The organism is Thermococcus sp. LS1 (assembly GCF_012027395.1).
Classification (GTDB): Archaea; Methanobacteriota_B; Thermococci; order Thermococcales; family Thermococcaceae; genus Thermococcus.
The window spans coordinates 704,823-727,994 of sequence record NZ_SNUJ01000001.1; the positions used below are offsets into that span (position 1 = coordinate 704,823).

At 52.0% G+C, this 23,172-nt stretch carries 22 protein-coding genes and 2 tRNA genes; 21 read left to right on the forward strand and 3 right to left on the reverse strand.

The window, feature by feature from the left end:
• Window positions 1-17: 17 nt before the first annotated feature.
• Window positions 18-926, reverse strand: a complete 909-nt coding sequence (locus tag E3E26_RS03750; protein WP_370520078.1) for a glycosyltransferase family 2 protein — start codon at window positions 924-926, stop codon at window positions 18-20.
• A gap of 423 nt (window positions 927-1,349) precedes the next feature.
• On the opposite strand from E3E26_RS03750, the gene E3E26_RS03755 reads away from it, so the two are divergent.
• From E3E26_RS03755 to E3E26_RS03790, 8 genes are all read left to right on the forward strand, one after another.
• Window positions 1,350-1,427, forward strand: a tRNA-Glu gene (locus tag E3E26_RS03755).
• A gap of 7 nt (window positions 1,428-1,434) precedes the next feature.
• Window positions 1,435-1,512, forward strand: a tRNA-Ile gene (locus tag E3E26_RS03760).
• Between the two features lie 543 nt (window positions 1,513-2,055).
• On the forward strand, window positions 2,056-3,171 hold the full coding sequence (locus E3E26_RS03765) for an ATP-binding protein (RefSeq protein WP_167711657.1): 1,116 nt from the start codon (window positions 2,056-2,058) through the stop codon (window positions 3,169-3,171).
• Window positions 3,172-4,079: 908 nt separating this feature from the next.
• Window positions 4,080-4,871, forward strand: coding sequence for a hypothetical protein (locus E3E26_RS03770; RefSeq protein ID WP_167899951.1), 792 nt, complete (start codon window positions 4,080-4,082; stop codon window positions 4,869-4,871).
• Window positions 4,864-5,658 (forward strand): nucleotidyl transferase AbiEii/AbiGii toxin family protein, encoded by a 795-nt coding sequence (locus E3E26_RS03775; RefSeq protein WP_167899952.1) that lies wholly within the window; start codon window positions 4,864-4,866, stop codon window positions 5,656-5,658. The genes E3E26_RS03770 and E3E26_RS03775 overlap by 8 nt, the downstream gene beginning before the upstream one ends.
• Before the next feature lie 89 nt (window positions 5,659-5,747).
• Window positions 5,748-5,927 carry a zinc finger domain-containing protein gene (locus E3E26_RS03780; protein ID WP_012572828.1) on the forward strand — a complete coding sequence of 60 codons (180 nt, stop codon included), beginning with the start codon at window positions 5,748-5,750 and terminating at the stop codon, window positions 5,925-5,927.
• A 19-nt stretch (window positions 5,928-5,946) separates the two neighbouring features.
• Window positions 5,947-6,222: an elongation factor 1-beta gene (locus tag E3E26_RS03785; protein ID WP_012572829.1), complete on the forward strand. Its 276-nt coding sequence runs from the start codon at window positions 5,947-5,949 to the stop codon at window positions 6,220-6,222.
• 78 nt (window positions 6,223-6,300) lie between these two features.
• On the forward strand, window positions 6,301-6,525 hold the full coding sequence (locus E3E26_RS03790) for a DUF2283 domain-containing protein (protein WP_167899953.1): 225 nt from the start codon (window positions 6,301-6,303) through the stop codon (window positions 6,523-6,525).
• Here E3E26_RS03790 and E3E26_RS03795 read toward each other — a convergent pair.
• On the reverse strand, window positions 6,522-7,547 hold the full coding sequence (locus E3E26_RS03795; RefSeq protein ID WP_167899954.1) for a tetratricopeptide repeat protein: 1,026 nt from the start codon (window positions 7,545-7,547) through the stop codon (window positions 6,522-6,524). The two genes, E3E26_RS03790 and E3E26_RS03795, sit on opposite strands and share 4 nt — an antisense overlap.
• A 371-nt stretch (window positions 7,548-7,918) precedes the next feature.
• Here E3E26_RS03795 and E3E26_RS03800 point away from each other — a divergent pair, with 371 nt between their 5' ends.
• The 13 genes from E3E26_RS03800 to E3E26_RS03850 all read left to right on the forward strand — a co-directional run bounded on the left by E3E26_RS03800 (window position 7,919) and on the right by E3E26_RS03850 (window position 22,481).
• Window positions 7,919-9,046 carry an ABC transporter substrate-binding protein gene (locus E3E26_RS03800; RefSeq protein WP_167900152.1) on the forward strand — a complete coding sequence of 376 codons (1,128 nt, stop codon included), beginning with the start codon at window positions 7,919-7,921 and terminating at the stop codon, window positions 9,044-9,046.
• Between the two features lie 2 nt (window positions 9,047-9,048).
• The gene (locus E3E26_RS03805; RefSeq protein ID WP_167899955.1) at window positions 9,049-10,095 is read left to right on the forward strand and encodes an iron ABC transporter permease; all 1,047 of its coding nucleotides are present in this window, start codon (window positions 9,049-9,051) and stop codon (window positions 10,093-10,095) included.
• Window positions 10,088-10,861 (forward strand): ABC transporter ATP-binding protein, encoded by a 774-nt coding sequence (locus E3E26_RS03810; protein ID WP_167899956.1) that lies wholly within the window; start codon window positions 10,088-10,090, stop codon window positions 10,859-10,861. The genes E3E26_RS03805 and E3E26_RS03810 overlap by 8 nt, the downstream gene beginning before the upstream one ends.
• A complete protein-coding gene (locus tag E3E26_RS03815; protein ID WP_167899957.1) occupies window positions 10,858-14,616 on the forward strand; it encodes a cobaltochelatase subunit CobN in 3,759 nt (1,252 codons plus the stop codon). Before E3E26_RS03810 ends, E3E26_RS03815 begins: the two co-directional genes overlap by 4 nt.
• Window positions 14,592-16,514 (forward strand): VWA domain-containing protein, encoded by a 1,923-nt coding sequence (locus E3E26_RS03820; RefSeq protein WP_167899958.1) that lies wholly within the window; start codon window positions 14,592-14,594, stop codon window positions 16,512-16,514. Before E3E26_RS03815 ends, E3E26_RS03820 begins: the two co-directional genes overlap by 25 nt.
• A 236-nt stretch (window positions 16,515-16,750) precedes the next feature.
• Window positions 16,751-18,385, forward strand: coding sequence for a thermosome subunit beta (thsB, locus tag E3E26_RS03825; protein ID WP_167899959.1), 1,635 nt, complete (start codon window positions 16,751-16,753; stop codon window positions 18,383-18,385).
• Window positions 18,386-18,457: 72 nt separating this feature from the next.
• Window positions 18,458-18,853, forward strand: coding sequence for an ATP-binding cassette domain-containing protein (locus E3E26_RS11140; protein WP_240911634.1), 396 nt, complete (start codon window positions 18,458-18,460; stop codon window positions 18,851-18,853).
• A gap of 9 nt (window positions 18,854-18,862) precedes the next feature.
• Window positions 18,863-19,339 (forward strand): ABC transporter ATP-binding protein, encoded by a 477-nt coding sequence (locus E3E26_RS11145; protein WP_240911635.1) that lies wholly within the window; start codon window positions 18,863-18,865, stop codon window positions 19,337-19,339.
• A complete protein-coding gene (locus tag E3E26_RS03835) occupies window positions 19,326-20,003 on the forward strand; it encodes a multidrug transporter (RefSeq protein ID WP_206204339.1) in 678 nt (225 codons plus the stop codon). The genes E3E26_RS11145 and E3E26_RS03835 overlap by 14 nt, the downstream gene beginning before the upstream one ends.
• Before the next feature lie 75 nt (window positions 20,004-20,078).
• Window positions 20,079-20,279, forward strand: coding sequence for an antitoxin family protein (locus E3E26_RS03840; RefSeq protein WP_167899961.1), 201 nt, complete (start codon window positions 20,079-20,081; stop codon window positions 20,277-20,279).
• 299 nt (window positions 20,280-20,578) lie between these two features.
• Entirely contained in the window at window positions 20,579-20,845 is a 267-nt protein-coding gene (locus tag E3E26_RS11150) for a hypothetical protein (protein WP_240911636.1), read from the forward strand.
• A 13-nt stretch (window positions 20,846-20,858) separates the two neighbouring features.
• Complete coding sequence (locus tag E3E26_RS03845) at window positions 20,859-21,653, forward strand: hypothetical protein (protein WP_240911637.1); 795 nt, start codon at window positions 20,859-20,861, stop codon at window positions 21,651-21,653.
• A gap of 33 nt (window positions 21,654-21,686) precedes the next feature.
• On the forward strand, window positions 21,687-22,481 hold the full coding sequence (locus E3E26_RS03850; RefSeq protein WP_370520079.1) for a hypothetical protein: 795 nt from the start codon (window positions 21,687-21,689) through the stop codon (window positions 22,479-22,481).
• 87 nt (window positions 22,482-22,568) lie between these two features.
• Here the strand turns inward: E3E26_RS03850 and E3E26_RS03855 are convergent, their stop codons facing one another.
• Window positions 22,569-23,168, reverse strand: a complete 600-nt coding sequence (locus E3E26_RS03855; RefSeq protein ID WP_167899962.1) for a hypothetical protein — start codon at window positions 23,166-23,168, stop codon at window positions 22,569-22,571.
• Window positions 23,169-23,172 lie beyond the last annotated feature (4 nt).

A 23,172-nucleotide genomic window follows, 5' to 3' on the forward strand; every position in this document is an offset into this window, starting at 1 on the left:
ATTTCATCCCCCTATGCTCACTCCCTCACCATCTTCGCCAGCACGTTCAGCGTCAGCCCGGCAACGAACAACTGGATCCCGATTATCGCGAAGATCCCCGAGCCGATGGCGGGGGTAAGGTAGACGGTGCCCTCCTCGTAGTAGGGCAGGAACGCTAGGTATCCGAGAACGATGGCAGCAAGGAACGAGAGGAGGCTCAGCGTCCCGAAGAGCAACAGGGGTCTCTTGTACCCAATCAGGCTCACAATGTCCGCCAGCACTCCAAACCCATGGGCCAGGGGGTTCTTCTTGTGCTTGTTCGGGACATCATAGCAGACGGTTATCGGCACCTCTTTAATCCTCACTCCCTTCTCGGCCAGGTGCACCAGCATATCGCTCTCCACGCTGTAGCCGTTGCTGTTTATCTTCATCAGTTCACCTAGGGCTTTTCTGTTCATCGCCCTGAAGCCCGACTGGGAGTCTGTGATCTTCAGCGTCCCGTTCAGGCTCACGTTCGTGGTGGCGTTCAGGACCCACAGGCCGAGCCTCCTGTAGAAGGGGATGTTCTTCTTGGCCCCGTCCAGGAACCTTGACCCTATGACCATGTCGGCTTCATCATTAAGAATTGGCTCAAGGAGTTTGGGTATCTCCTCGGGGTTGTGCTGCCCGTCGGCGTCCAGGCACACCACAATATCATAGCCTTTTTCTGTAGCATACTTGAAGGCCGTCTTAAGGGCCTGGGCCTTCCCCATGTTCCGGGGGTGCTGTATAACGTGGGCCCCGGCAGAAATGGCGATGTCATAAGTCTTGTCCTTACTCCCATCATCGACTACCAGAACATCACCGTACCTCTTAGAAAGGGCTACCACAGACCCAATGGTCAGCCCCTCATTGTACGCTGGAATAGCGATCAGGATGTTATGCCCCATAATTCCCACCGGTGACATCGTTGCAGTATTTCCAAATTTTAGCAATACTACCAATAATTCAAATCATATATATACCAGGAATCCAAGTAACTTCTATTGTCTGTTCCTTTTAAGTTTTTCTAACTATGGGAGATATTTTGGTTCGCGTGTGGAACGTTATTTGGTGGGAATCGTCCCTATTAGTGTCGAATATAGAACATTTTTTGACATTATGGTGCTTTTAGAGCCACTATTCATGCTGAAACTTGAATAATGTTCCCCTCTGGACATCCAAAGGGCATCTTAATGACGTTCGGGTCATCCACTGTGGCTGGAATTCTGCGCTGATTTATTTCAATCTCTCCCCTGTAGTCTCATGGAGAATCTCTGCCAGTGCCGGGGTGTCGCTGTTTCCATCACCGAAAACTTTTTAAATCCTCTTCCCTCCCTAATTTCGGACACGCCCCGGTGGTGTAGCCCGGTCAATCATGCGGGACTCTCGATCCCGCGACCCGGGTTCAAATCCCGGCCGGGGCACCATTCTCTCGGGCCCGTGGCTCAGCCTGGTCAGAGCGCCCGCCTGATAAGCGGGAGGTCCGGGGTTCGAAGCCCCGCGGGCCCACCAGTTCTACAAACTTCGCCTGCGCGAAGTTTGATCAAGGTCGGTGATTCCTGTTTGAGTGCTCTTTTGGGAGTGTTTGCCTTTTTGAGTGTGCGGTTTTTAGTGAAGAATTCCTTTGAAAATACATTATTCAAGTGGGTTTACTTCTCCTGCGCTCCGTTGGAGCGCTTTAATGGTTTAAACCCGCGTTTTGAGGCTTGTGAAATGCGAATTCCAGCTTAAAATAGCAGTTTGGTAGTGCAAACCCTTTCAACTGCACCTTTGGGGAGAAGAATCACAAACTTTGATGAAACTTTGCAAAGCAACGTTTCTTTGGTGAAGCTTTTCCAAAAGCTTCAGCACTAACGGAAAATGAGGTGCCTATTCTGAAAAGTGCTTGTTTCTGTATGAGTTGTGAGGCAAATTGATCATTTCGTGATTAATTCTCAGAGGTGGTAATGGTCAGAGTAAACTCTGGTCCCTCTCAAAAACAAAGCGGACGATTGGGAATTTCATCACAATTAAATTTTTATCCATATTCCCATGAAACCTTATGTGGTGAAAGCTATGGGATGTCAGAAGCCGAACTATTTCAGTACGGCACCAAAAACCCGTGTATGCGATCTTTTCGGAAGGGACTATCACGTACATAAGTTCGAAAGATGGATGCTGAATCCAAACCGGAGATTCTTCATAATTACCGGCCCTCGAAGAGTTGGTAAAACGAGCTTTCTCTACTCCACACTCAACGAGTTGCATAAATCAAAGAACTATCAGACCATTGTAATTGACGTGAGGAAAGTAATCTCAATGAACAAAAACTATCCAGAAAAACCCATCTCCCAAAAAATGACTGGACTCTTATCGGGAAAAAAGCGTTTCAAAGAAATATTCCCCTTTGCAAAAATAACCGTGAAACTCCCGTTCATCGAGGTAGCGTGGGAAAATAAGGAAGAGCTTTCCCTCGCCGAGATATTCGACGCTCTAGGAGAAACAGACCACACTTTCGTAATAGCCTTTGATGAAGCGCAGGAACTGAGATATGGACAAAATGACCTCAGAGAACTTTTTGCATCGGTACTTGATTCGCCAGAGTTACAAAACATAAAACTTATCTTCACCGGTTCACAAGTTGGCATACTCGAAAAATGGCTTGCGGTTGATGATGGCGATTCCCCGCTCTATGGACGCTTTGAAAAACGTATCCACCTCAACCGTTTCAGTCCCAACGAAACAATACGCTTCCTTGAGGAGGGCTTTGAGCAAAACGAGTTTGATGATTATGATTTCGATGAACTCATACTCGCGTACGATGAGGTAGGTGGCACGCCGGGCTGGCTCATTGATTATGCAAATGACCGCCTTGAAGGCTACACTCACAGAAAAGCGCTCAAAAACATGATCGAGAAGGCGAAAAGAAACGTGATAAGTGAGTTCAAGCAACTGAGAAAAGACAAGAAAAAAGAATCAAACTACGAAAAGGTCATGAGGGTCATCGCGAAGAAAGTTCATGAGAGGGGATATGCGACGTTTGGGGAAATAAAGAACTATATGGGTCTAAATGATTCCACGGTGAGAGAATTACTCATCAAGCTTGAGGATTATGGATACATTGAACAGGTAGGTCATAACAGATATACAATTTTTGACCCTATTGTAGTGAATGTGTTCATTGATGTATAAGATTATGCATCCCAAGTTACTTGGGATGTGGAAAGTTGTTCGTTGATAGACATGTTTGGCGTGGTTGGAAGTACATACACCCTTCGATGAGCTTGGGAACTGAAGTGATGTTCTCAAGATGTTGCTTTTCTCATTTTCGCCATTCTTCGAGCGCTCCTTCTTTTCCCGGGGAGAAAAGTTCAACCGGCTCGCATTTTCCCAATTTGAAAATGGTCTGTCATTTTTGCAAAATTTTTTGGGGCAATTCACTGGCCTTTTATAGTATGTGCATCACTATCCCTAACTTTTCCATCTGCTTCCCTAACTTCAAAGGCCTCCCCCAGAACTTCCATCTGTGTCTCACCGTCCCTAGTGAAGGGGGTTCATTTGCGGGGGATCCTCTCTGGTCGATTCTTGCTAAGTGTTCAACTCTAGTCTGCTCAAGCCAGACTAAACCACGAGGTTTTTATTCCGTTCGGACAGACTAGACTGTGGCGTGGTCGTCCATAACGGGAAGCTTGGAAACAGAAATGGCGTGTGGTTTGTCCCCCGTGAAATGTTTCTCCTGATGCTTTGATCTTTTTCGTAGTTCCCTTTATACAACCTGTATGAGGGGAGGCCGGTGTTGTTAAGGTTTGGTTAACTCCCGCAACTCTTATGTACATCTTTGGACGTCCCCCATAATGGGGGACCTCTCATTTCTCCGGAAACCTGGCCCCATTAGGGGATCCTTCTTAAAGAACGGGGGGATAAAGCAAACCTCCGGGGGCGTGGGGGCGGAGCCCCCCAGTAATTCAAATAAAACCGGGGTGCGGGGTGGAACCCCGCATTTCACCATATCAAGTGAGTGGTTATAGAATGCCATATGTTACATCCCTTTAACCTCGTTCCGAAAATTTTATTAAGAAAGTTACCATAATGGTCACTATATGCAGAAAAATTACTACCTTACAAAAACTGAACAGGACATAATGAGGGCGATACGAGGGACTGATATAGTGAGTGCTGACGAGATTAGAGAACTCTTCCCAAGTCTCAGCAGGGAGATGGTTAAAAAGGTTCTTTGGAGCCTCTCAAAAAAAGGATACCTCACAAGGCTGAAGAAAGGCCTCTACCTCGTCAATGAACATCCTGGAAACCCCTCAATAAAAAACCCTTACAGGATAGCCCTCGCCCTGTTCCCGGGATACATAGCCTTCTCTTCCGCCCTGAGGCTTTATGACCTACTCGAGTACGAGCCGTTCACGGTATTCGTGGCCACACCGAGAAAATCCGGTGAAAGAACCATTGGGGAGTACACGATCAAGGCCGTTGCCCTCGGAGAAAAGGCCACTGGAATGACGCTTAAGGATGGGATTTATACATCCACCCTCGCGAAGACGTTCTTCGACTGTTTTTACAAGCCTGGATACTGCGGGGGTTACTCCGAGATAACCAAGGCCCTCTACGAGGCCGGAAAGCTCGACTGGGACGAATTCTTGGGCTACTTCGAACGCTTTGCCAGCGACTCCCTCTGTCAGAGAACCGGTTACGTCTTGGAGCTCCTCAAAAACGAGTTGGGGGTCGACATCCCAGAGGAGGTTCTTAACTATCTAAGGGGCAGGGTTAGAAGCTGGACGAAGCTCGTTCCAACTCTCCCCTCCCGCGGGAGGAGCATTAAGGAGTGGAAAGTGATAGACAACCTTGGAAAGGAAAAGATACTGGGGTGGGCGTATGGATGAGGAAATGCTCAGGTATCTGGCAGCGAAGACTGGGCTGGGCTTGAACTACATTGCCAAGGAGGAGAGGATTTCCTTCCTGCTGAGTCAGCTGTGGGAAATCTTCGGCGAGAAGGCGATACTCAAGGGCGGCACTGCCCTCAACAGGGTTTACCTCGCAAAGATTGGAGCGGCAAGGTTTTCCGAGGACATAGACATTGACTATTTCAACGGCGACGTTGGCAGGGCAGCTGAGGAGATAAAAAAGGGCATGAAGCTCGTCGAGGAGTTTGACGTTAAAGGCCCAAGGGTTCTGCACAGGACTTTTCGGTTCGATTGCTATTACAGGAATCCTCTAGGGAATAGGGATAGGGTCAAAGTTGAGTTCTACCTCAGCAGGCCGCCCTACGTTGAGGCCAGAATTGAGCTGGTTAAGTCTCCCTTCGTCAGTGAGTATCCGACCATGTTCAGGGTCTATTCCTTTGAGGACCTGCTCGCCAAGAAACTCGCTGCCCTCTACAACCGCACTGAAGGCAAGGACATCTACGACTCCTTCCATGCCCTCAACATGGAGTTTGATAAGAAAAGGTTGGAAAATGCTTTGAAGCTCACCCTTGAGTTCTACCACATAGAGGATGGGGACTTCCTAAGGAGTTTAGTTGAAAAGCTCGATTATGCAAAGAAAAATGCCCGGTACATCGGCAACTCCACCAACCACTTTATCCCCAAGAGCTTACGTCCAAACTGGGAAGAGATGATAGAAAGCCTGAAGCTCAGAATTGAAGAACTGGGTCGGGTGCTTTCATTGTAGTTCGCGCCTTTTCCCAGAGAAAGGTTTATAAGCCAACTCCCTCAATGCCCACCAGTGATTAAAAACCACCTTTCTTGGAGGTGTTCGCAGTGGAAGCCAAGTTCGAGATACCCGTATGCACATCATGCGGAAAGGAGATAACCCCAAGGGAGCACGCCACTCACTTCGTCTGCCCGAACTGTGGCGAGGAGATCATCTGGCGCTGTGAAAGCTGCAGGGTCCTCTCAGTCCCCTACAAGTGCCCCAAGTGCGGCTGGGAGGGGCCGTGAAGTTTAGGAGGTGAAAGGAATGGCTGACTACAACCTTGTTGGCGTTATAAAGGTCATGCCGACCGATCCGGATGTCAACCTCGACGAGCTCGAGGAGAAGCTCAAGGCCGTCATCCCGGAGAAGTTCGGCCTCGCCAAGGTCGAGCGCGAGCCTATAGCTTTTGGTCTCGTTGCCCTCAAGTTCTACGTCCTCGGTAGGGACGAGGAGGGCTACTCCTACGACGAGGTTGCCGACCTCTTCAGGCAGGTCGAGAACGTCGAGAGCGCCGAAGTTGAGACCGTTTCGAGGATCTGAATCCTCGACTTTCTTCTATTCTCTCGTGATTTAACACGATGTTTTTAGTTTGCTGCTCTGATTAAGGTGGGTTGAGGTATGAAGGTTAGGTATGACCCAAAGGCTGATATCCTCTATATTCTGATCAGAGAGGGCCCGGTGGCAGACACCGACGAAGTTGACGAAGACGTGTGGTTCGAGTACGATGAGGAAGGAAACGTCGTCGGAATCGAAATATGGAACGCTGGGGAGAATGTTATCAGAAAAAGTCTCTTGGAAATAGAGCGCTATACGAAGGCGTTGGATAGAAAAATGGAAGCCTAAAGCCCTAAACTCAGGCTCAGCTTTGGCTTCTTCCACTCGTCGAGGATTGCTTTCAGATCCTCGTTCTCGACCTTTGAATAGAGCTCGTCGAACCTCTTCTTCGCTTCCTCGTCTCCTCCCCTCCAGCGGGCGAGCTCGCCTATCGCCCTGAAGAAATCCGCCGTGTCGTCCTCGAAGACTTCAACAAAGAGCCCGATGTTCTCGTAGATGTCCTCGTAGGCCTCCTCGTTGAACAGTCCCTCGATGAAGTCAACGAGCGTGTCGAAGACGAGGCCGAAAATCTCTTCGTTCGTATCGACGGCCTTCAGGAGCGCGTCGCGGAGGGCTTTGAAGGCCTTTCCGTACTCCTCTCTGCCAGCCCAGATCTCGGCCTCCACCAGCTTGGCGTTTATCTCTATCTCGTTGTCCCTCGGGTTCTTGAGAACCTCGTTTATCAGCGCCTCGGCGGTATTGTAGTCTCCGAGTTCGTATCTGAAGTGCGCCAGGTCGAGGAGGCTTATGAGGTAGTTCTTCTCGTCGCTGAGCCTCTCGAATATGTCCCTCGCGCGCTCCATGAGCTCTATGGCTTTCTCGGTCTCGCCGATCTCGTCGAGGTTCACGGCAATGTTGGCCAGCGTCAGCGCTATCTCCTTCTCATTTTTGAGGACTTCCTCCTCAAGCTTGAGCAGCTCCTCATAGGTCTCTATCGCCTTCTCTGGCATGCCGAAGTGCTCGTAAGCATCGGCCAGGTAGTAGAGCGCCGTCGCGTACTCCTCCGGATCTTCCTTCTTCCTTTCGGCTATCCTTTTGTAGAGCTCAATGCCGCTCTCGGCGTCGTCGAGGTGAGCGTAAACGTGGGCTATCTCATGCGCTAAATCGTAGGGGTCCTCGCACTCGATGACGACTTCCTCAAGCCTCTTCAGCTCCTCCCTCAGCGTCTCCTCATCTTCGATGTTCTCGATGTAATCGTCAAAAAGCTCAAGTAACTTCTCACAGTCCTTCTCGCTCAGGGCTTTCTCCCATTCAGCTCTAACATCGCTCATTTTCTAATCACCAAGATTCGGTTGGCCAAATTGGTTAAAAAGCTATGGCTTATTCTCTTGAAGACCTCGCCCTCCAGGGCGGGGAGGAGGTCAGACTGGCTGATGCATCATCGCTTGGGTCTTCGCTTAATTATGGGGAACATGGGAACAATGACTGATATTTCCTGGTTAAAAGAAGAAGTGGGACACATGGGGATAAGGTTACGTGCCCACCATTGAGATCAGATGGGGATGGGTAATTCTTTCTGTTTTGATATTATCGAAACCATAAGTTATGAACCTGCTGTTTTAAAAAGTGTTAAAAATAAGCAATATTCCTCGAGTTTTGTATTACTAAATTAGAAATTAGTAGCACACTGGTGGTGAGCACGATGAAATCCCGTGGGAAACACTTTGCCCTGCTTTTGGTCGGCGTCTTGATCCTCGCCGTCGTGGCGAGCGGCTGTATAAGCGGCGGAACTACTACGACTACCACCGCGCCCTCCTTCAGCCCAACGGAGACGGCTTCATCCCCGACAACCACCACTGCCGCTCCCAAGTACCCGATAACCGTCACGGACTTCGCGGGAAGGACCGTCACCATAGATAAGCCGCCCGAGAGGGTGATAGTGCTCTCCGGCTACTGGGCGGAGATACTCTGTGTCCTCGGCGTCCAGGACAGGATAGTCGGCATAGGCAAGTACGTCCCCTACGACCCCTACCTCCCGGATGATGTGAAGAACAAGACCGTCGTTGGCAGCAACTTCAAGGGCCTCAACTGGGAGACCGTCGTCGGTTTGAATCCAGACCTCATAATAATCGACTGGTACGGCGGCAAGTACGCCGACGCCGAGACGATACAGAAGGCGGAAGAACTCGGCATACCCGTCATAGCACTCACTGCTAAGACCATCGAGGACAACGTGGATGTCGTCGAGCTCCTTGGAAAGGTGTTTGGTGAGGAAGAGAAGGCCGGTGAGCTGGCAGGATGGATGAAGGAGAAGCTCAGCGCCGTGAAGGAAACCGCCGCCCAGATTCCGGAGAGCGAGAGAAAGAACGCCCTCCTCATAAGTGCCCCCAAGGACATCGCCGGCCCGGTCACTGTCTACGCCAACGGAAGCGCGTGGGCGAGTATGGTGGAGCTCATCGGTGCCCACAACTTAGCTTTCGACATGACATTCGACACCCAGTGGCCCAAGCTCGACCTCGAGAAGATAATCGCCTACTGGGGCAACGACACGGACGTTTTAATCCTGACGTCATTCAGCCAGGACAGGCTTGAGGACGCCGTGAACGGCATTAAAAATGACTCAAGGTGGCAGGAAATCAAGGCCGTGAGGGAAGGACACGTTTACGGCATCCTCGCAGGTTCAAAGGGCTACCTCGACTGGGGCCCGAGGATAATAGTCGGCCTCTACCAGATGGCCAACATAGTCTACCCCGACCGCTACCAGAGCTGGGAGTCGGTCAGGGACGAGCTGATTGAGAAGTTCTACAGCCCGTTCTACCAGGGTGGGTGAGCATGAGGAGAGCCCTCTACCTTTCCTTTTTGCTCTCCCCAGTCCTTGCCCTCATCGTAAGCCTGTGTATAGGGACCTATCCAATTCCTCCCTCCGCCGTAGTGAGTATGGTGCTCCTTAAAGGGGCCCAGATCATCTCCGAAGTTTTGAAAACTTTAACCCTTGGGAAGGTATCCTTCTCCGTCACAATTCCCTACCCGAGCGTTTACCAGACCATACTCTTTGAGATACGCCTTCCCCGCGTCCTGATGGCCATGCTCGTCGGCTCGGCCCTTGCCATCTCTGGAGCGGTTCTGCAGGCCATATTCAGGAATCCCCTCGTCAACAGCTACATCCTCGGCATATCTTCCGGGGCGGCATTCGGCGCGGCTTTGGCCATAGGCCTCTCCGTTGGATTAGGTGTAACTCCTTCAGCGTTCGCCTTCGCGCTCCTCGCGGTCTTCATAACGACCTCGCTGGCGAGGGTCGGCGGAAGAATAACCCCAGTCTCGCTGGTTCTCGCCGGAATCATAGTCAACGCCTTCTTTTCAGCTTTAACGTCCCTTCTCAAGTTCCTTATGGAGCACGATAAGCTGGCGAGCATCGTCTACTGGCTCATGGGGAGCTTCGCCAACTCTGACTGGGGCTCGGTCAAGGTGGCCTTCCCGGTGATCCTCGCCGGCTGTTTCCTGATATACTCAATGCGCTGGCAGCTGAACGTGCTCTCCTTCGGTGAGGAGGCTAAAATCGTGGGTGTCGAGACCGAGAAGCTGAAGTTCGTCTTCATAGTCATCGTCTCCATGATAACGGCCGTCTCAATAGCCTTCTGCGGTATAATCGGGTGGGTCGGGCTGATGATACCGCACATAGTCAGGATGGCCTTCGGCCCGGACCACAAGACCCTGATACCCCTGACGATAACCCTCGGGGCTTCGTTCATGGCCCTGGCCGATACGCTCGCGAGGTCTGTGGCGACCTACGAGATCCCGATTGGTATAATAACGACCCTCCTTGGAATTCCCTTCTTCGCTTACCTGCTCAGAAAGACGGGCGGTGGATGGGATGCTTGAGGTCAGAGGCCTGTCGTTCAGCTACGGTGATTTCAGCATCGAAGGGGTCACCCTCGAGGTGAAGGAAGGGGAAGTCGTGACGCTCCTTGGCCCCAACGGGAGCGGGAAGACCACCATACTGAAGGCCATCTACGGGCTGCTGAAGCCCAAGAAGAGGTGCGTCTTCATTGACGGCCGGGACTTCCACGGGCTGCCCATCAGGGAGAGGGCCAAGCTGGCCGGCTACGTCCCACAGTCCCACACACCGCCCTTCCCCTACACGGTTCTGGACGTGGTCGTCACGGGTTTGGCTTCCCAGCTCGGCCCCTTTGAGAGCCCGAGAAAAGAACACTACGAGAAGGCCCTCGAAAAGCTCAGGCTCCTCGGACTCGAGCGCCTTAAGGATAAACCCTACACCCAGCTGAGCGGTGGACAGATGCAGCTGGTTCTCATAGCGAGGGCCCTAGTCCAGGAGCCTAGGGTTCTGCTCCTCGACGAGCCAACGGCTCACCTTGACTTCAAGAACCAGGTCAAAGTCCTCGGGATAGTCAAGAGGCTCGCGCGGGAGGGGGGTATCTCGGCCATCATGACGCTCCACGACCCTAACTTGGCCTCCCTCTACTCCGACAGGATAGCCCTCGTTAAGGAGGGCAAGATCAGGGCCGTCGGGAGGCCGCTTGAAGTCCTGCGCGAGGAGATGCTCCGCGACGTCTACGGCGTCCCAGTGTGCGTCCTTGAGTTCGACGGTTTCAGGCTCATACTCCCCAGAACGGAGGTGATTCAATGATATGCTTAATCCTGGGATACGGCGCGAGACCCCTGCCCCTGTTGAGGGAGATACTTGAGGAGGAGAGAATAGATGGGCTCGTGCTCATCGACCAGAACTGTGAGGGGGAACTGGATAAAGTAGAGAAAGCTAAGGTGATCTTCATCTACGCCCACGAGCTCCCCAAAATAGTGGAGGAGAGGATTAAAGAAAGCAGGGCTAAAGTCATTGCCTGCGCCGGTTTGGAGGGCCTGGCGAACGTCCCGGAGGAGGTTCTGATAAAGGCCAAGACCTACTACGTCCTAGGGGGCGAAAAGAACCTGAGGAACCTGGTCAGGTTCCTTGCGGGCCTCGCTGGGGCTGAGCTTGAGTACGAAGATCCCCAGGAAGTGCCGATGCACGGCATCTACCACCCCGAGCTGGGCCTTTTTGAAAGCCTGGACGAATACCTGAGAGTTTACAAGAAGAGGCCCCTCATTGGAGTCCTCTTCTGGAGGAGTGCCTGGCTCTACAAGGAGTTCAGACCAATTGGAGAGCTCATCAAAGCCCTTGAGGAGGAAGGCTTTGGGGTAATCCCGGTCTTCACCTACGGAAAAGACTCAAGGACAGGGCTTGGAAGGGAGAAGAGCGAGGCCGTTGAGGAGTTCTTCATGAAGGACGGAAAGCCGGTTGTAAAAGCTTTAGTGAGCTTAATCTCCTTCGGCACGGTCGAGCTGAAGAACCTGGGGAGGCTCAACGTCCCGGTCTTCGCCCCGATACGGTCCTACTATCAGTCCCTCGAGGATTGGAAGAAAAGCGAGAAGGGCGTTGACTACATGACTCAGGTCTATGGGGTGATAATTCCGGAAGTTGCGGGTGCAATTGAGCCGATTTTCATAGCCGGAACCAGAAACATTGAGGGCTACAAGAAGGGCGAGCCCTATGAAGAGCACATGAGGTACCTGGCCAGAAGGGTGAAGAAGTGGGTCGGGCTGAGGAAGAAGCCCAGGGATGAAGTTAGAATAGCAATCGTTTTGATAAACCCGCCGTGCAAAGGCCTTGAGGCGAACGTCGCCGTGGGCCTCGGCCTGGATGTTCCCGAAAGCATCGTCAGACTTCTGCACGAGCTTAAGGAGAAAGGATACTACGTTGGCGAGGACCTGCCGGAAAACGGTGAAGAGCTGATAAAGCTTATCCTGGAGAGGAAGGCGATAAGCGAGTTCAGGTGGACGAGCGTTGAGGAGATAGTCAGGAGCGGCGGGGCGATTGACTTCGTGGGCCTGGAGGAGTACCTGGAGTGGTTCAACGAGCTGCTGGATGACCTGAGGGAAAGAATCGTCAAGGACTGGGGAAGACCTGAGGATGTCCTGGCTGGAAAAGTGGACAAAGCGCTGGTCGGGATGGTCTATGATGGAAAGTTCGTCGTCCCGGGGATAAGGTTCGGAAACGTCCTCATAACCCCCCAGCCCAAGTTCGGTTGCGCCGGGGCGAGGTGCGATGGAAAGGTGTGCAGAATTCTGCATGACCCAACGATAACCCCACCTCACCAGTGGTGGGCCGTTTACAGGTGGATAACCAGGAAATTCAAGGCTGATGTAATGGTCCACTTCGGAACCCACGGCTACCTTGAATTCAGGCCCGGAAAAGGCGTCGGGCTTTCCCCATCGTGTGTACCTGAAGCTTCTTTGGACGACGTCCCTCACCTCTACGTTTATGCTGTCTCCAATCCAATGGAGGGTGTTATTGCCAAGAGGAGAAGCTACGCAGCGCTTGTAGACCACATCTACCCCCCGATGGGAATGGCGGGGGTTCTGGACGATCTGGACTCCCTCCTGACCCAGTATGCAAAGGCTAAGAACCTGGGAGATGAAGCGAGGAGAAGGAAGATTTACGAGCAGATCCTTGAGAAGGCCAAGGAAAACAGGCTGAGAATAGCGAACCCTGAAAATGAAGAGCGGACGATAGAGGAGATACACCGCTACGTCGAGCTGATGAGGGGCTCCCAGATAAACCTCGGCCTCCACATCTTCGGCTATCCGCCAGGGGAGCCCGAGAGGCTGGCGGAATACGTTGCCACTGCAATGGCCTATGATTCCTACGCTTCTCCTTCGATTAGGAGAGTCATAGCCGAGGCAGTGGGCCTGGACTACGATGAACTAAAAAAGAACCCCTTGGGAACTACAAACGGGTTCACGAACAGGGAACTGTTGGAGATCTTTCACAAGATAGCAGTCAAGAGCCTGGAGCGTTTGCTTAAGGGAGAAAGCTTTGAAGTCATTGCAGAAGAAATTGAGAAGTTCGGATTCAAAGTTAAGGAGAAAAAGAAGCTTGAAGAAACGTTTAGAAAAGCCCTTGAAGTTGCAGGGAAAATAATCGGGTGTAAAAAGGAGCACGAAGGGCTCTTGAAAGGACTGAGTGGAGAATACGTTGAACCCGGCCCCTCGGGAGCGATAACGAGGGGGAAGTTCGAAATTCTGCCGACGGGAAGGAACTTCTATGCAGTTGATCCAAGGACTCTGCCGACTAAAGCGGCGTGGCAGATAGGAGTTGAAACCGCGGAGAAGCTCCTGGAGGAATACATGAAAAAGCACGGAAAATACCCGGAGAGCGTCGGACAGGTTCTCTGGAGCATAGACGGATACAAGGCTGATGGAGAGCAGATAGCCCAGATTCTGTACCTGATTGGAGTCAGGCCGGTCTGGAAGGGAGATGTGGTTGCCGGGCTTGAAGTCATACCTCTGGAGGATCTCGGAAGGCCGAGGATTGACGTCCTGGTGAGGATAAGCGGAATAGTGAGGGACACGCTGCCGAACTACATCTACCTGATTGACGAGGCCATAGAGAAGGTCGTTACGCTGGATGAGCCCTTGGAGATGAACTACATTAGAAAGCACTACGTTGAGCACATCAAAAAGCTAATTGAACTCGGAAAGAGCTTTGAAGAGGCGCAGAGGTTCGCAAGGTTTAGGGTTTTCTCGGCCCCACCGGGTGCCTACGGGGCTGGAGTGAATTTAGCGGTTGAATCATCGGGCTGGAGAAGTGACGAGGACTTGGCCAAGGTGTGGATTCAGTGGAGCGGCTACGCCTACGGAAAGGATACCTTTGGCGTTGAAGCATATGACTCGCTGGTTCTGAGCCTAAAAGAGGTGGACGTGATCAACAGAAACCACATAAGCGACGAGCACGACCCGACTAACTGCTGTTGCTATTTTGCCCATCATGGAGGGTTTAAGGCAGCCGTTGATGCCCTAACCGGCAAGAACGCTGAAGTGGTTCAGACGGACACGAGGGACATAAGCGATACCAAAATCGTTGAGGTGAAAGTTGAGCTTGAGAGGGTCGTCAGGGCAAAGCTCCTCAACGAGCGCTGGATTGAAGAGATGAAGAAGCACGGTTACCGGGGGGCGAGCGAGTTCTCCAAGAAGATCAACCACCTATACGGCTGGGAGGCGACAACAAAGCTAGTTGAGGACTGGGTTTTTGACGAGATAGCAGGGAAATACGTTCTGGACGAAGAGATGAGGAGATGGTTCGAGGAGCACAACCCCTACGCCATCGAGGAGATCGCGAGAAGGCTGATTGAAGCCTATGAGCGCGGCCTGTGGGAGACGAGCGATGAGCTCATTGAAAGGCTCATGGAAGTTTATTCGGAAATCGAAGGAATTCTGGAAGAAAGCCTTGGTGAAGGATATGTTCAAGGTGGAACGATTGAAATCTACACTGCCCAAGACGACGAACACTGGAGTGAAAACATGAGGGAGGTGGAGGGAATATGGAGCCTCGTGAAAAACGATTAGTCTTCCCGTTCTCTGCAATAGTCGGGCAGGAAAAGGCCAAGCTGGCACTACTCTGTGTAGCCGTTAATCCACTGATCGGTGGTGTCCTGCTTAAGGGTGATAAGGGTACGGGAAAATCGACCCTGGTCAGGGCTCTGGCCAACGTTTTGCCCGAGATTGAAGTCGTGGCGGACTGTCCTTTCAACTGCAACCCGAGGAACCCGCTGGAGATGTGCGACAGCTGCTACGAGCGATACGAGAGGGGAGAAGAACTGCCAGTGGCAAAGAGGAAGATGCGCGTTGTGGACCTGCCCTTAAGCGTTACGATAGACAGATTAGTTGGAACAATTGACGTTGAGCGCTTTTTAAAAGAGGGCAAAAAAGCTCTACAGCCTGGAATACTCGCGGAAGCGAACAGAGGAGTTCTTTACATCGATGAGGTGAACCTTCTCGATGACTACATAGCCGATTCACTCTTAGATGCTGCAGCAATGGGATGGAACACGATAGAGAGGGAAGGGATTTCTTTCAGGCATCCGGCGAGGTTCATCCTGGTTGGAAGCATGAACCCTGAGGAAGGCGAGCTCAGACCGCAGATCCTCGACAGGTTCGGTTTATGCGTTGAAGTTTCAGCACCGATGGATCCGGAGGAGAGGATAGAGATAGTCAAGCGCGTTGAGGAGTTCCATGAAGACCCCATAAGCTTCTACAAAAAGTATGAGAGCGAAGAGAAGAAGCTCACGGAGAGGATCGTTAAGGCGAGGAGGATTCTGCCGAAGGTTGAGATAAGCGACGATTTGCTGAAGCTTTTGGCTGAAACTGTCGTTAACCTGGGAATCAAAACCAACAGGGCCGAGATAGCAACGATAAAGACGGCCAAGGCAATAGCTGCTTTAAACGGAAGGAGAAGGGTCTCACTGGAAGACCTGGAAAAAGCCATGGAATTAGCTTTGCCGCACCGCCTGAGGGACAGGCCGTTCCAAAAGTCACCCCAGATGAGGCCCCCAAAGCCTAAGGACGATAGCAAGCAGGATCACGACCACAAAGGCGATCATAAGCATGAGCACAAAAAGGGAAAAAGGAGTGAAAGGAGGAACCAGGAGCCTCGAAGTCGAGGGACTGGAAACTTAGAGCAGAATTTTCGCTCGAGCGAGGCTAAAATCCCGAGGATAGAGAGTAAAAACTTTGATGGAAGTGAATTCAAGGGATACCGCTCCTCGAGGGACGTCAGCGTCACGGTGATAAACTTTCCGAAGGGAATTCCCGTCTCTTACGTTCCCCCCAAAGGTGAAATAAGGGATGTTGATTTTTACAACTCGGTTATTTGCGCCATGTTGAATGGCAAAAAGCCCCCAATAAAGCTCGATTTAAACGATATCCGCGTTAGGGTCAGGAAGGCAAAGGCACCAACGCTCTGGGTTCTGCTCCTGGACTCAAGCGGAAGCATGGCCGTGCAGAAGAGGATAAGCATCGCGAAGGGAATAGCGGAGAAATTGGTTGAGAACGGCTACATCAAAAAGTCAAAGATGGCCCTGATCGTTGCGAAAGGTAACCAGGCGGAGATATTCGTTCCACCCACCAAGAACTACTGGGAAGTGCTTGAGAAAATAGAGAGCGTTCCGACTGGAGGGAGGACACCTTTAAGCTCCGCCCTCTACAATCTTCTGCTTTTGGCGAACAGGGAGAGGGTGAAGGACAGGTCTGTCAAGGTGAGGGCTTTTCTAATAACCGATGGAAAGGCGAACGTGCCGCTCTTTGGAAAGAGGATCAAGGAGGAAATAACGGAGCTGGCCAGGGCGCTGAAAAAGAGAGAGATTGAGCTCACGATTTATGATACGAGGGGAAGGGGAATAAACCCGGGCCTGTCCTACGTCCCCATCCTGGAGCAGGTTGCCGGGGCGAGGGTGCACAAAGTTTAACCTCTTGAATCGCTCTGTAGCTGGGAGAACGGCTGTGCTGGTGTACGGGGGAGCCGGGCCAGCCGAGGGCTTTAGATTTCTGAACCTTTCTTCTCCACGCGTACTGTGGTGCCGCATGGTGCTGCTAAGAAACCGAAAAATTTATAAATAATCCAAAGGAACGATAAAGCGGATACACTAATTGTAACTAAAAGTCCTCCACCCATAAAAAAGAGAACGGGCGGAGGTGAGGGGAGATGGCCCAGCTCGCTGGACAGCCGGTCGTTATTCTGCCTGAGGGAACCCAGAGGTATGTTGGAAGGGACGCCCAGAGGCTCAACATCCTGGCCGCTAGAATAGTCGCCGAGACCATCAGGACCACCCTCGGTCCGAAGGGTATGGACAAAATGCTCGTCGACAGCCTCGGCGACATCGTCATCACCAACGACGGTGCCACCATCCTCGACGAGATGGACATACAGCATCCTGCTGCTAAGATGATGGTTGAGGTTGCTAAGACTCAGGATAAGGAGGCTGGTGATGGTACTACTACTGCTGTTGTGATTGCTGGTGAGCTTCTCAGGAAGGCTGAGGAGCTTCTTGACCAGAACATTCACCCGAGCATCATCGTCAAAGGTTACACCATGGCCGCCGAGAAAGCCCAGGAGATACTCGACAGCATCGCTAGGGACGTCGATGTCGAGGACAAGGAGGTCCTCAAGAAGGCTGCCGTGACCTCCATCACCGGTAAGGCCGCCGAGGAGGAGAGGGAGTACCTCGCCGAGATCGCCGTCGAGGCCGTCAAGCAGGTCGCCGAGAAGGTCGGCGACAAGTACAAGGTCGACCTCGACAACATCAAGTTCGAGAAGAAGGAGGGCGGCAGCGTCAAGGAGACCCAGCTCATCAGGGGTGTCGTCATCGACAAGGAGGTCGTCCACCCAGGCATGCCGAAGAGGGTTGAGAACGCTAAGATCGCCCTCATCAACGAGGCCCTCGAGGTCAAGGAGACCGAGACCGACGCCGAGATCAGGATCACCAGCCCGGAGCAGCTCCAGGCCTTCCTCGAGCAGGAGGAGCGCATGCTCAGGGAGATGGTCGACAAGATCAAGGAGGTTGGAGCGAACGTCGTCTTCGTCCAGAAGGGTATTGATGACCTTGCCCAGCACTACCTCGCCAAGTACGGCATAATGGCCGTCAGGAGGGTTAAGAAGAGCGACATGGAGAAGCTCGCCAAGGCCACCGGTGCCAAGATCGTCACCAACATCCGCGACCTCACCAGCGAAGACCTCGGTGAGGCCGAGCTCGTCGAGCAGAGGAAGGTCGCCGGCGAGAACATGATCTTCGTCGAGGGCTGCAAGAACCCGAAGGCCGTCACCATCCTCATCCGCGGTGGAACCGAGCACGTCGTTGACGAGGTCGAGAGGGCCCTTGAGGATGCCGTCAAGGTCGTCAAGGACATCGTCGAGGACGGCAAGATCGTCGCTGCCGGCGGTGCTCCGGAGATCGAGCTCGCCATCAAGCTCGACGAGTACGCCAAGGAGGTCGGCGGCAAGGAGCAGCTCGCCATCGAGGCCTTCGCTGAGGCCCTCAAGGTCATCCCGAGGACCCTCGCCGAGAACGCCGGTCTCGACCCGGTCGAGACCCTCGTGAAGGTCATCGCCGCCCACAAGGAGAAGGGTCCGACCATCGGTGTCGACGTCTTCGAGGGCGAGCCGGCCGACATGCTCGAGAAGGGCGTCATCGCTCCAGTGAGGGTCACCAAGCAGGCCATCAAGAGCGCCAGCGAGGCTGCTGTGATGATCCTCAGGATCGACGACGTCATCGCCGCCAGCAAGCTTGAGAAGGACAAGGGAGACAAGGGTGGCGACGACTTCGGCAGCGACCTTGACTGAAGGCCTTTAACTTCTTCCTTTCCTTTCAACACCTCCGAAAGGCATTTTTAGTCAGATGGGAACTTTTCTTGTATGTCCTCCATTGAGGTAAGAGGCCTCTCCAAATGGTACGGCTCAAAAAAGGCCCTCAGCAACGTTTCCTTCACAGTGGAAGAGGGCGAAATAGTGGGAATAATCGGGCCGAATGGAGCGGGAAAGACGACACTGATAAGGATTCTGAGCTGTCTCCTGAAACCCGACTCCGGTGAAGTCAGAATTTTTGGAGAGGGGCCCTGCGAAGCGAGGAACCTTTTTGCACTCCTCCCACAGGACGTTAGGGCCCACTTCTACACTCTAACGCCGAGGGACTACGTTTACCACTACCTCCGCATGCGCGGGCTTTCGAGGAAGAATGCGAGGGAGAGAGCTAATAAGGCGATGGAGGCCTTTGGGATAGACTACGCCGACGAGCTCTTCTCAACCCTCTAGGGCGGAATGGTGGGAAGGGCCCTCCTGGTGATGGTTTTCTCGGAGGAGGTTCCGCTCTACTTCCTCGATGAGCCGACCGTTGGCCTTGACGTCCAGAACAGGCTCAAGCTCTGGGAGATGCTCCGTGAGAGGGCTGAGGAAGCCACAATAATCCTCACCAGCCACTACCTCAACGAGATATCGAGCGTCTGCGATAGAGTGCTCCTCCTCAGGGGAGGGAGGGTGGTTGCGGATGGCAAGCCGGAGGAGATAGCGAAGGACTATTTGAGCGGTTTCATCTCGAAGATTGTAGCTTTTGAGGGAGTCTCCCTTGAGGGCGTCGTCATTAGAAGGGCTGGAAGGCAGGTCTACCTCTACGCGCGCTCCAAAGCGGAGGAGAGGGAAATCATCGAGAGGCTTGAGGAACTCGGAGTGCCCTTCAAAAGGGAGGAGGTAACCATAGAGGACGTCTTCTTGGTGGGTGGTATCGGTGATGGCCCTGATTGAGTACTACGCCAAGGCCCTGACGAAGGGGAAGTTCGCACTGCTCAGCTTCGCAGTTCAGCCTATTTCCTTCATCTTCATCGTCTACATCGTAAGCGGGGGGAGGTTCCTCGACAGGGCCCTCGCCGGCGCCGTCGTAAGCTTCATAGTTGGTGTCGGGATAGCCGACCTATCCATCGAGCTCGTTGGCATGAAGGCCCGTTCAAAGTTCTACGACATCATAATGTCCCTCCCAGGAAGGAACTGGAGAAAGGCCCTCGGGATATCCACTGGCATGAGCATTCCCGCAATCCCTTACGTCCTGCTCCTAACGCTCCTCCTCTCATGGCGCCTCGGACTGAAGGCTGTGCCGGGGATTGTCTTCGGGATAGCGTCGCTCTGGCTCTGGAGCGCTGGAGTCGGCTTCCTCATGGGAGTCAAGGCGAGGGAACCGCTCACAGTGATGAGGCTCTCCAGCTTAACCGTTACCGCCCTAACCGTCTTTCCTCCGGTTTATTATCCGAGTAAAATCCTCCCGGAGAGGCTCGCCGAAGTGATGAACCTCCTCCCAACGGTGAGCGCATCCCAGCTTATGACTGGGGGGAGCAGAGAAGCGTTCGGGGTCTCGCTTTTCTGGGCGGTCTTTGGGGCGCTCCTCCTCTGGAGGTTCAGGGGGCTTGAAGAGTGAGGGCATTCCGGTTTCAAAAATCCTCTTCGCCAAGACCTTTTTAAGGTTCAAAAATAAACCCCAAACGGTGAGAGAATGGAGGAGATAGAGGCAGTTTACGAGAACGGTGTCTTTAAGCCGCTCAAAAAGCCCCATCTTAAGGAGAAAGAGATGGTTGTCATAGTCGTCAAAGAGAAGGTTATCACTAAAAACTTCCTTAAAAAACTTGAGGAATTCAGTGAGACCCTCCCAAAGTTCCAAAGCCCCTCAAAACTCCTTGAGGAGGACAGGAGATGATAGTGGTTGGTGTGAACATGTCATGGATATCTCTGCGAAGGCAGATTTTCCGTAAACCTCTTCTTTTGGGGTTAAATCTTTGAAATTCTGTCTAAAAGATCAAAAGTTAGCTTTTACTGTCCGTGTGTATTCCTCTGTCCTCTCTTTTACTCTTGCTTCTATTGACTTACCCTCGTCATTTTGCCATCGTTGTAAGTTGAAAATCATACGAAAAAACGTTAGCTAATCCAACTAGTAAAAAGAAAAGTTCATATAATCTCGTGCATTATTTCAAGTGACCAACTGGTCAGGTAGTAGCCATGGAGTGGAGGAGAACAGCCTTTGGTTTGTTTCTTGTGGCTATGGTGTTGAGCCTGCAGTTGATCGCAGCACCACAGGCAATGGCCATGAGCACTAACAACGCCAGCGTGACCTTCCGTAGAGCGGTCGTTGCCTGGTACGACGACAGGGGCAGGCTTCAGATGAACATTACCTGGGTGAATCAAAACAATAGACTTCGCGAACTTAACGAACTCTTCCTGCGCGTGTCACAACTCAAGTTCCTGCAATTCCAACTTGACCGCTAACCTCAACGTTTCCGTGGTTACCCTCTACAACCTGACGAAAAAGCATGAGCAGTTACTATTCTTTGGCGTTAGCCTGTACAATGAGACATTCAACTACACGATGTACGCCCTCGTTTACAAGGCTGAAAGGAGTCAGTACAACTTCACGCTAATTACTAAAATACTCACTGATCCTAAGACGGGTAGGTATAAGGCTTTCGTCACAGGAATGAATATTGCTCCAAACAACGAGAAGAGGGTTGTTCCAGTTGGGGATACAATACTCACTGCGAACAATTTGACGCTCTCTCAGTATTACTGGACTTTGAATAAGGTTCTCATGAAGCTCCGCAGGGGTGACGAGACTAACTGGATTTGGGGCAGGAGTGCATTCGAGTTAAGGCACTTATCCCACCTCGTGAGGCTCAACCTTTCAAAGTATGACCTGCAGGCAAATTTGGGATATACCATAACTATTGATGACTACTCAGCGTGCTCTCACCTCTGTGATTTAGCATGTACCTCGGCTTTTACTATAGTATGTTTGGGTGCTATGGCATCCAGTGGGGGATGGCTTGGTGTAGCTTGTCTCCTTGGCGGGGGATTTTGTACAGTGGGATGTAGTGCTCTATGCAACTCAGGATGGGGATGGAATACAATTGTAAGCGGGGGCTGCTCTTATGCTTGCAGTGAACTCATTATAAAGACTGGAGTTTGTGGAAAGATATGTCCTGGATTCATTCCTGGATGCCGCAGTGGCTGTGCAGCTGTTTTAACTCCTATATTCTGCCCTCAATTCTGTGCGGCTATTAGTGCATTGCTGCCCTAGAGTTTTTATTTTTCCTAATTCAATAAGCCCGTGGTGGTCTCTGTGAAGGGAAAAAAGGTCCTTGTAATGATTATTTACATGGTGGTGCTCGGCATAGCACCGTTTAGCTTTATCTGGATAGAGCATGGTGGCATGACCCTTGAATGGGCTCTTGGTACGGTTGCTTTCCTCCTCCTCACGGTGGCCTCGATGGTGTTCTTTCTCGCCCGCGTTCTTGAGAAACACGGGTACAGCAAGAAGGACATCAAAAGGCTCCACGTGATTCTTGAAGAGCACTGGGAGGAGCCGTGGGAATGGGGGTACCTGAAGTACGACGTGCAGCGGTATATTGCCTACCACATTGTTTTCTGGGGGTTCCTCAGTACGGCTCTCCTGGAGCTTCGAGATGTTTCTCTGGTCATCGTGGGGTTTATTGGCGTAATCTTCGTGCTGGTGACATTCTATCCGATTCTTGCCACAATGATAGTATGGTTCCTGTGCCTTCCGTTGTACCTCCTTAAAAACGAAAAAGCCAAAGGGATGTTTGAATTCGTTGGTAGGTCTTCTCTGGTCTCCACTTTCGGAATCCTGGGTGTTTGGGCCGCTTCCTCTTATTTCACAACGAGGAACTATCCTGAACAAGTTTTGAACATGTTCAGGGGTGTGGTTAGCAATGCCGGAGGGCTCTTGGTTCTCTCCGCTTTGAACGCTCTATTTGGGGTCTTGGGGATTTATTTTCCGCGTAGGTTTGACAGAAAAATCGTCACGATGGTTTTACTTACCCTAGCTATATTCGCACTCCTCGTTGTCTGGGATATCCTCACTCAAACTCGAGTCCTCCGGTTATAATTCTCCAAGGAGATTGGAAGACACAGAAAGAAGTCCGCGGAGCTTTTGGGATTATTATTTTTGCTGTTTCTGCTGGGGCGGGTGTATTTAAACTTGGTCTAGCTCCTGATTTACATTTTCCTCAAGCCTCTTCAGCTTGGCCTTAAAGCGCCTCACCTGGGCGTTGCCCATCTCGACGATTCTGGCGATGTACTCCTCATCAACCCAGAGCTCCCCATCCTCCCCGAGGGGAACGTCCATCCTCTCAGTGGAGCGTATCTCAACGACCAGCTTCTTGTGGCTGACGCTCTTTATGTTGGAGTACTTGAACCCGAGGCCTATAGCCAGGTTAAGGAGCTTTACAGCGTCCTCCAAAGTTCTGGCGGAAACATGGAGGATGGGGCTCCTCACCATGAACCAGAGCTGACCGCTGGAGTGCTTTTTGATGGCTTCAAGGACTTCCCCGAGCTCGACTTCCCTGTGCCACTTGCCGAGCCAGACGGCGTTGATCTTGTCTCCAAATTCGGGCATCTCCATTACCGAAATCCTTCCGGAGCAGGAGGACGTTGTGAAGTAGTTCTCGAGTGAGTTTATCTTCTCCAAGAGCGGGATTATGTCCTCATCTACCTTACCCTGCTCCAGCGCCTCCTTAAGGCCCGCCATTGCCTTCTCTCTCTGGAGCTCGAAGTTCTTGGTAAATAGGAACATGGCA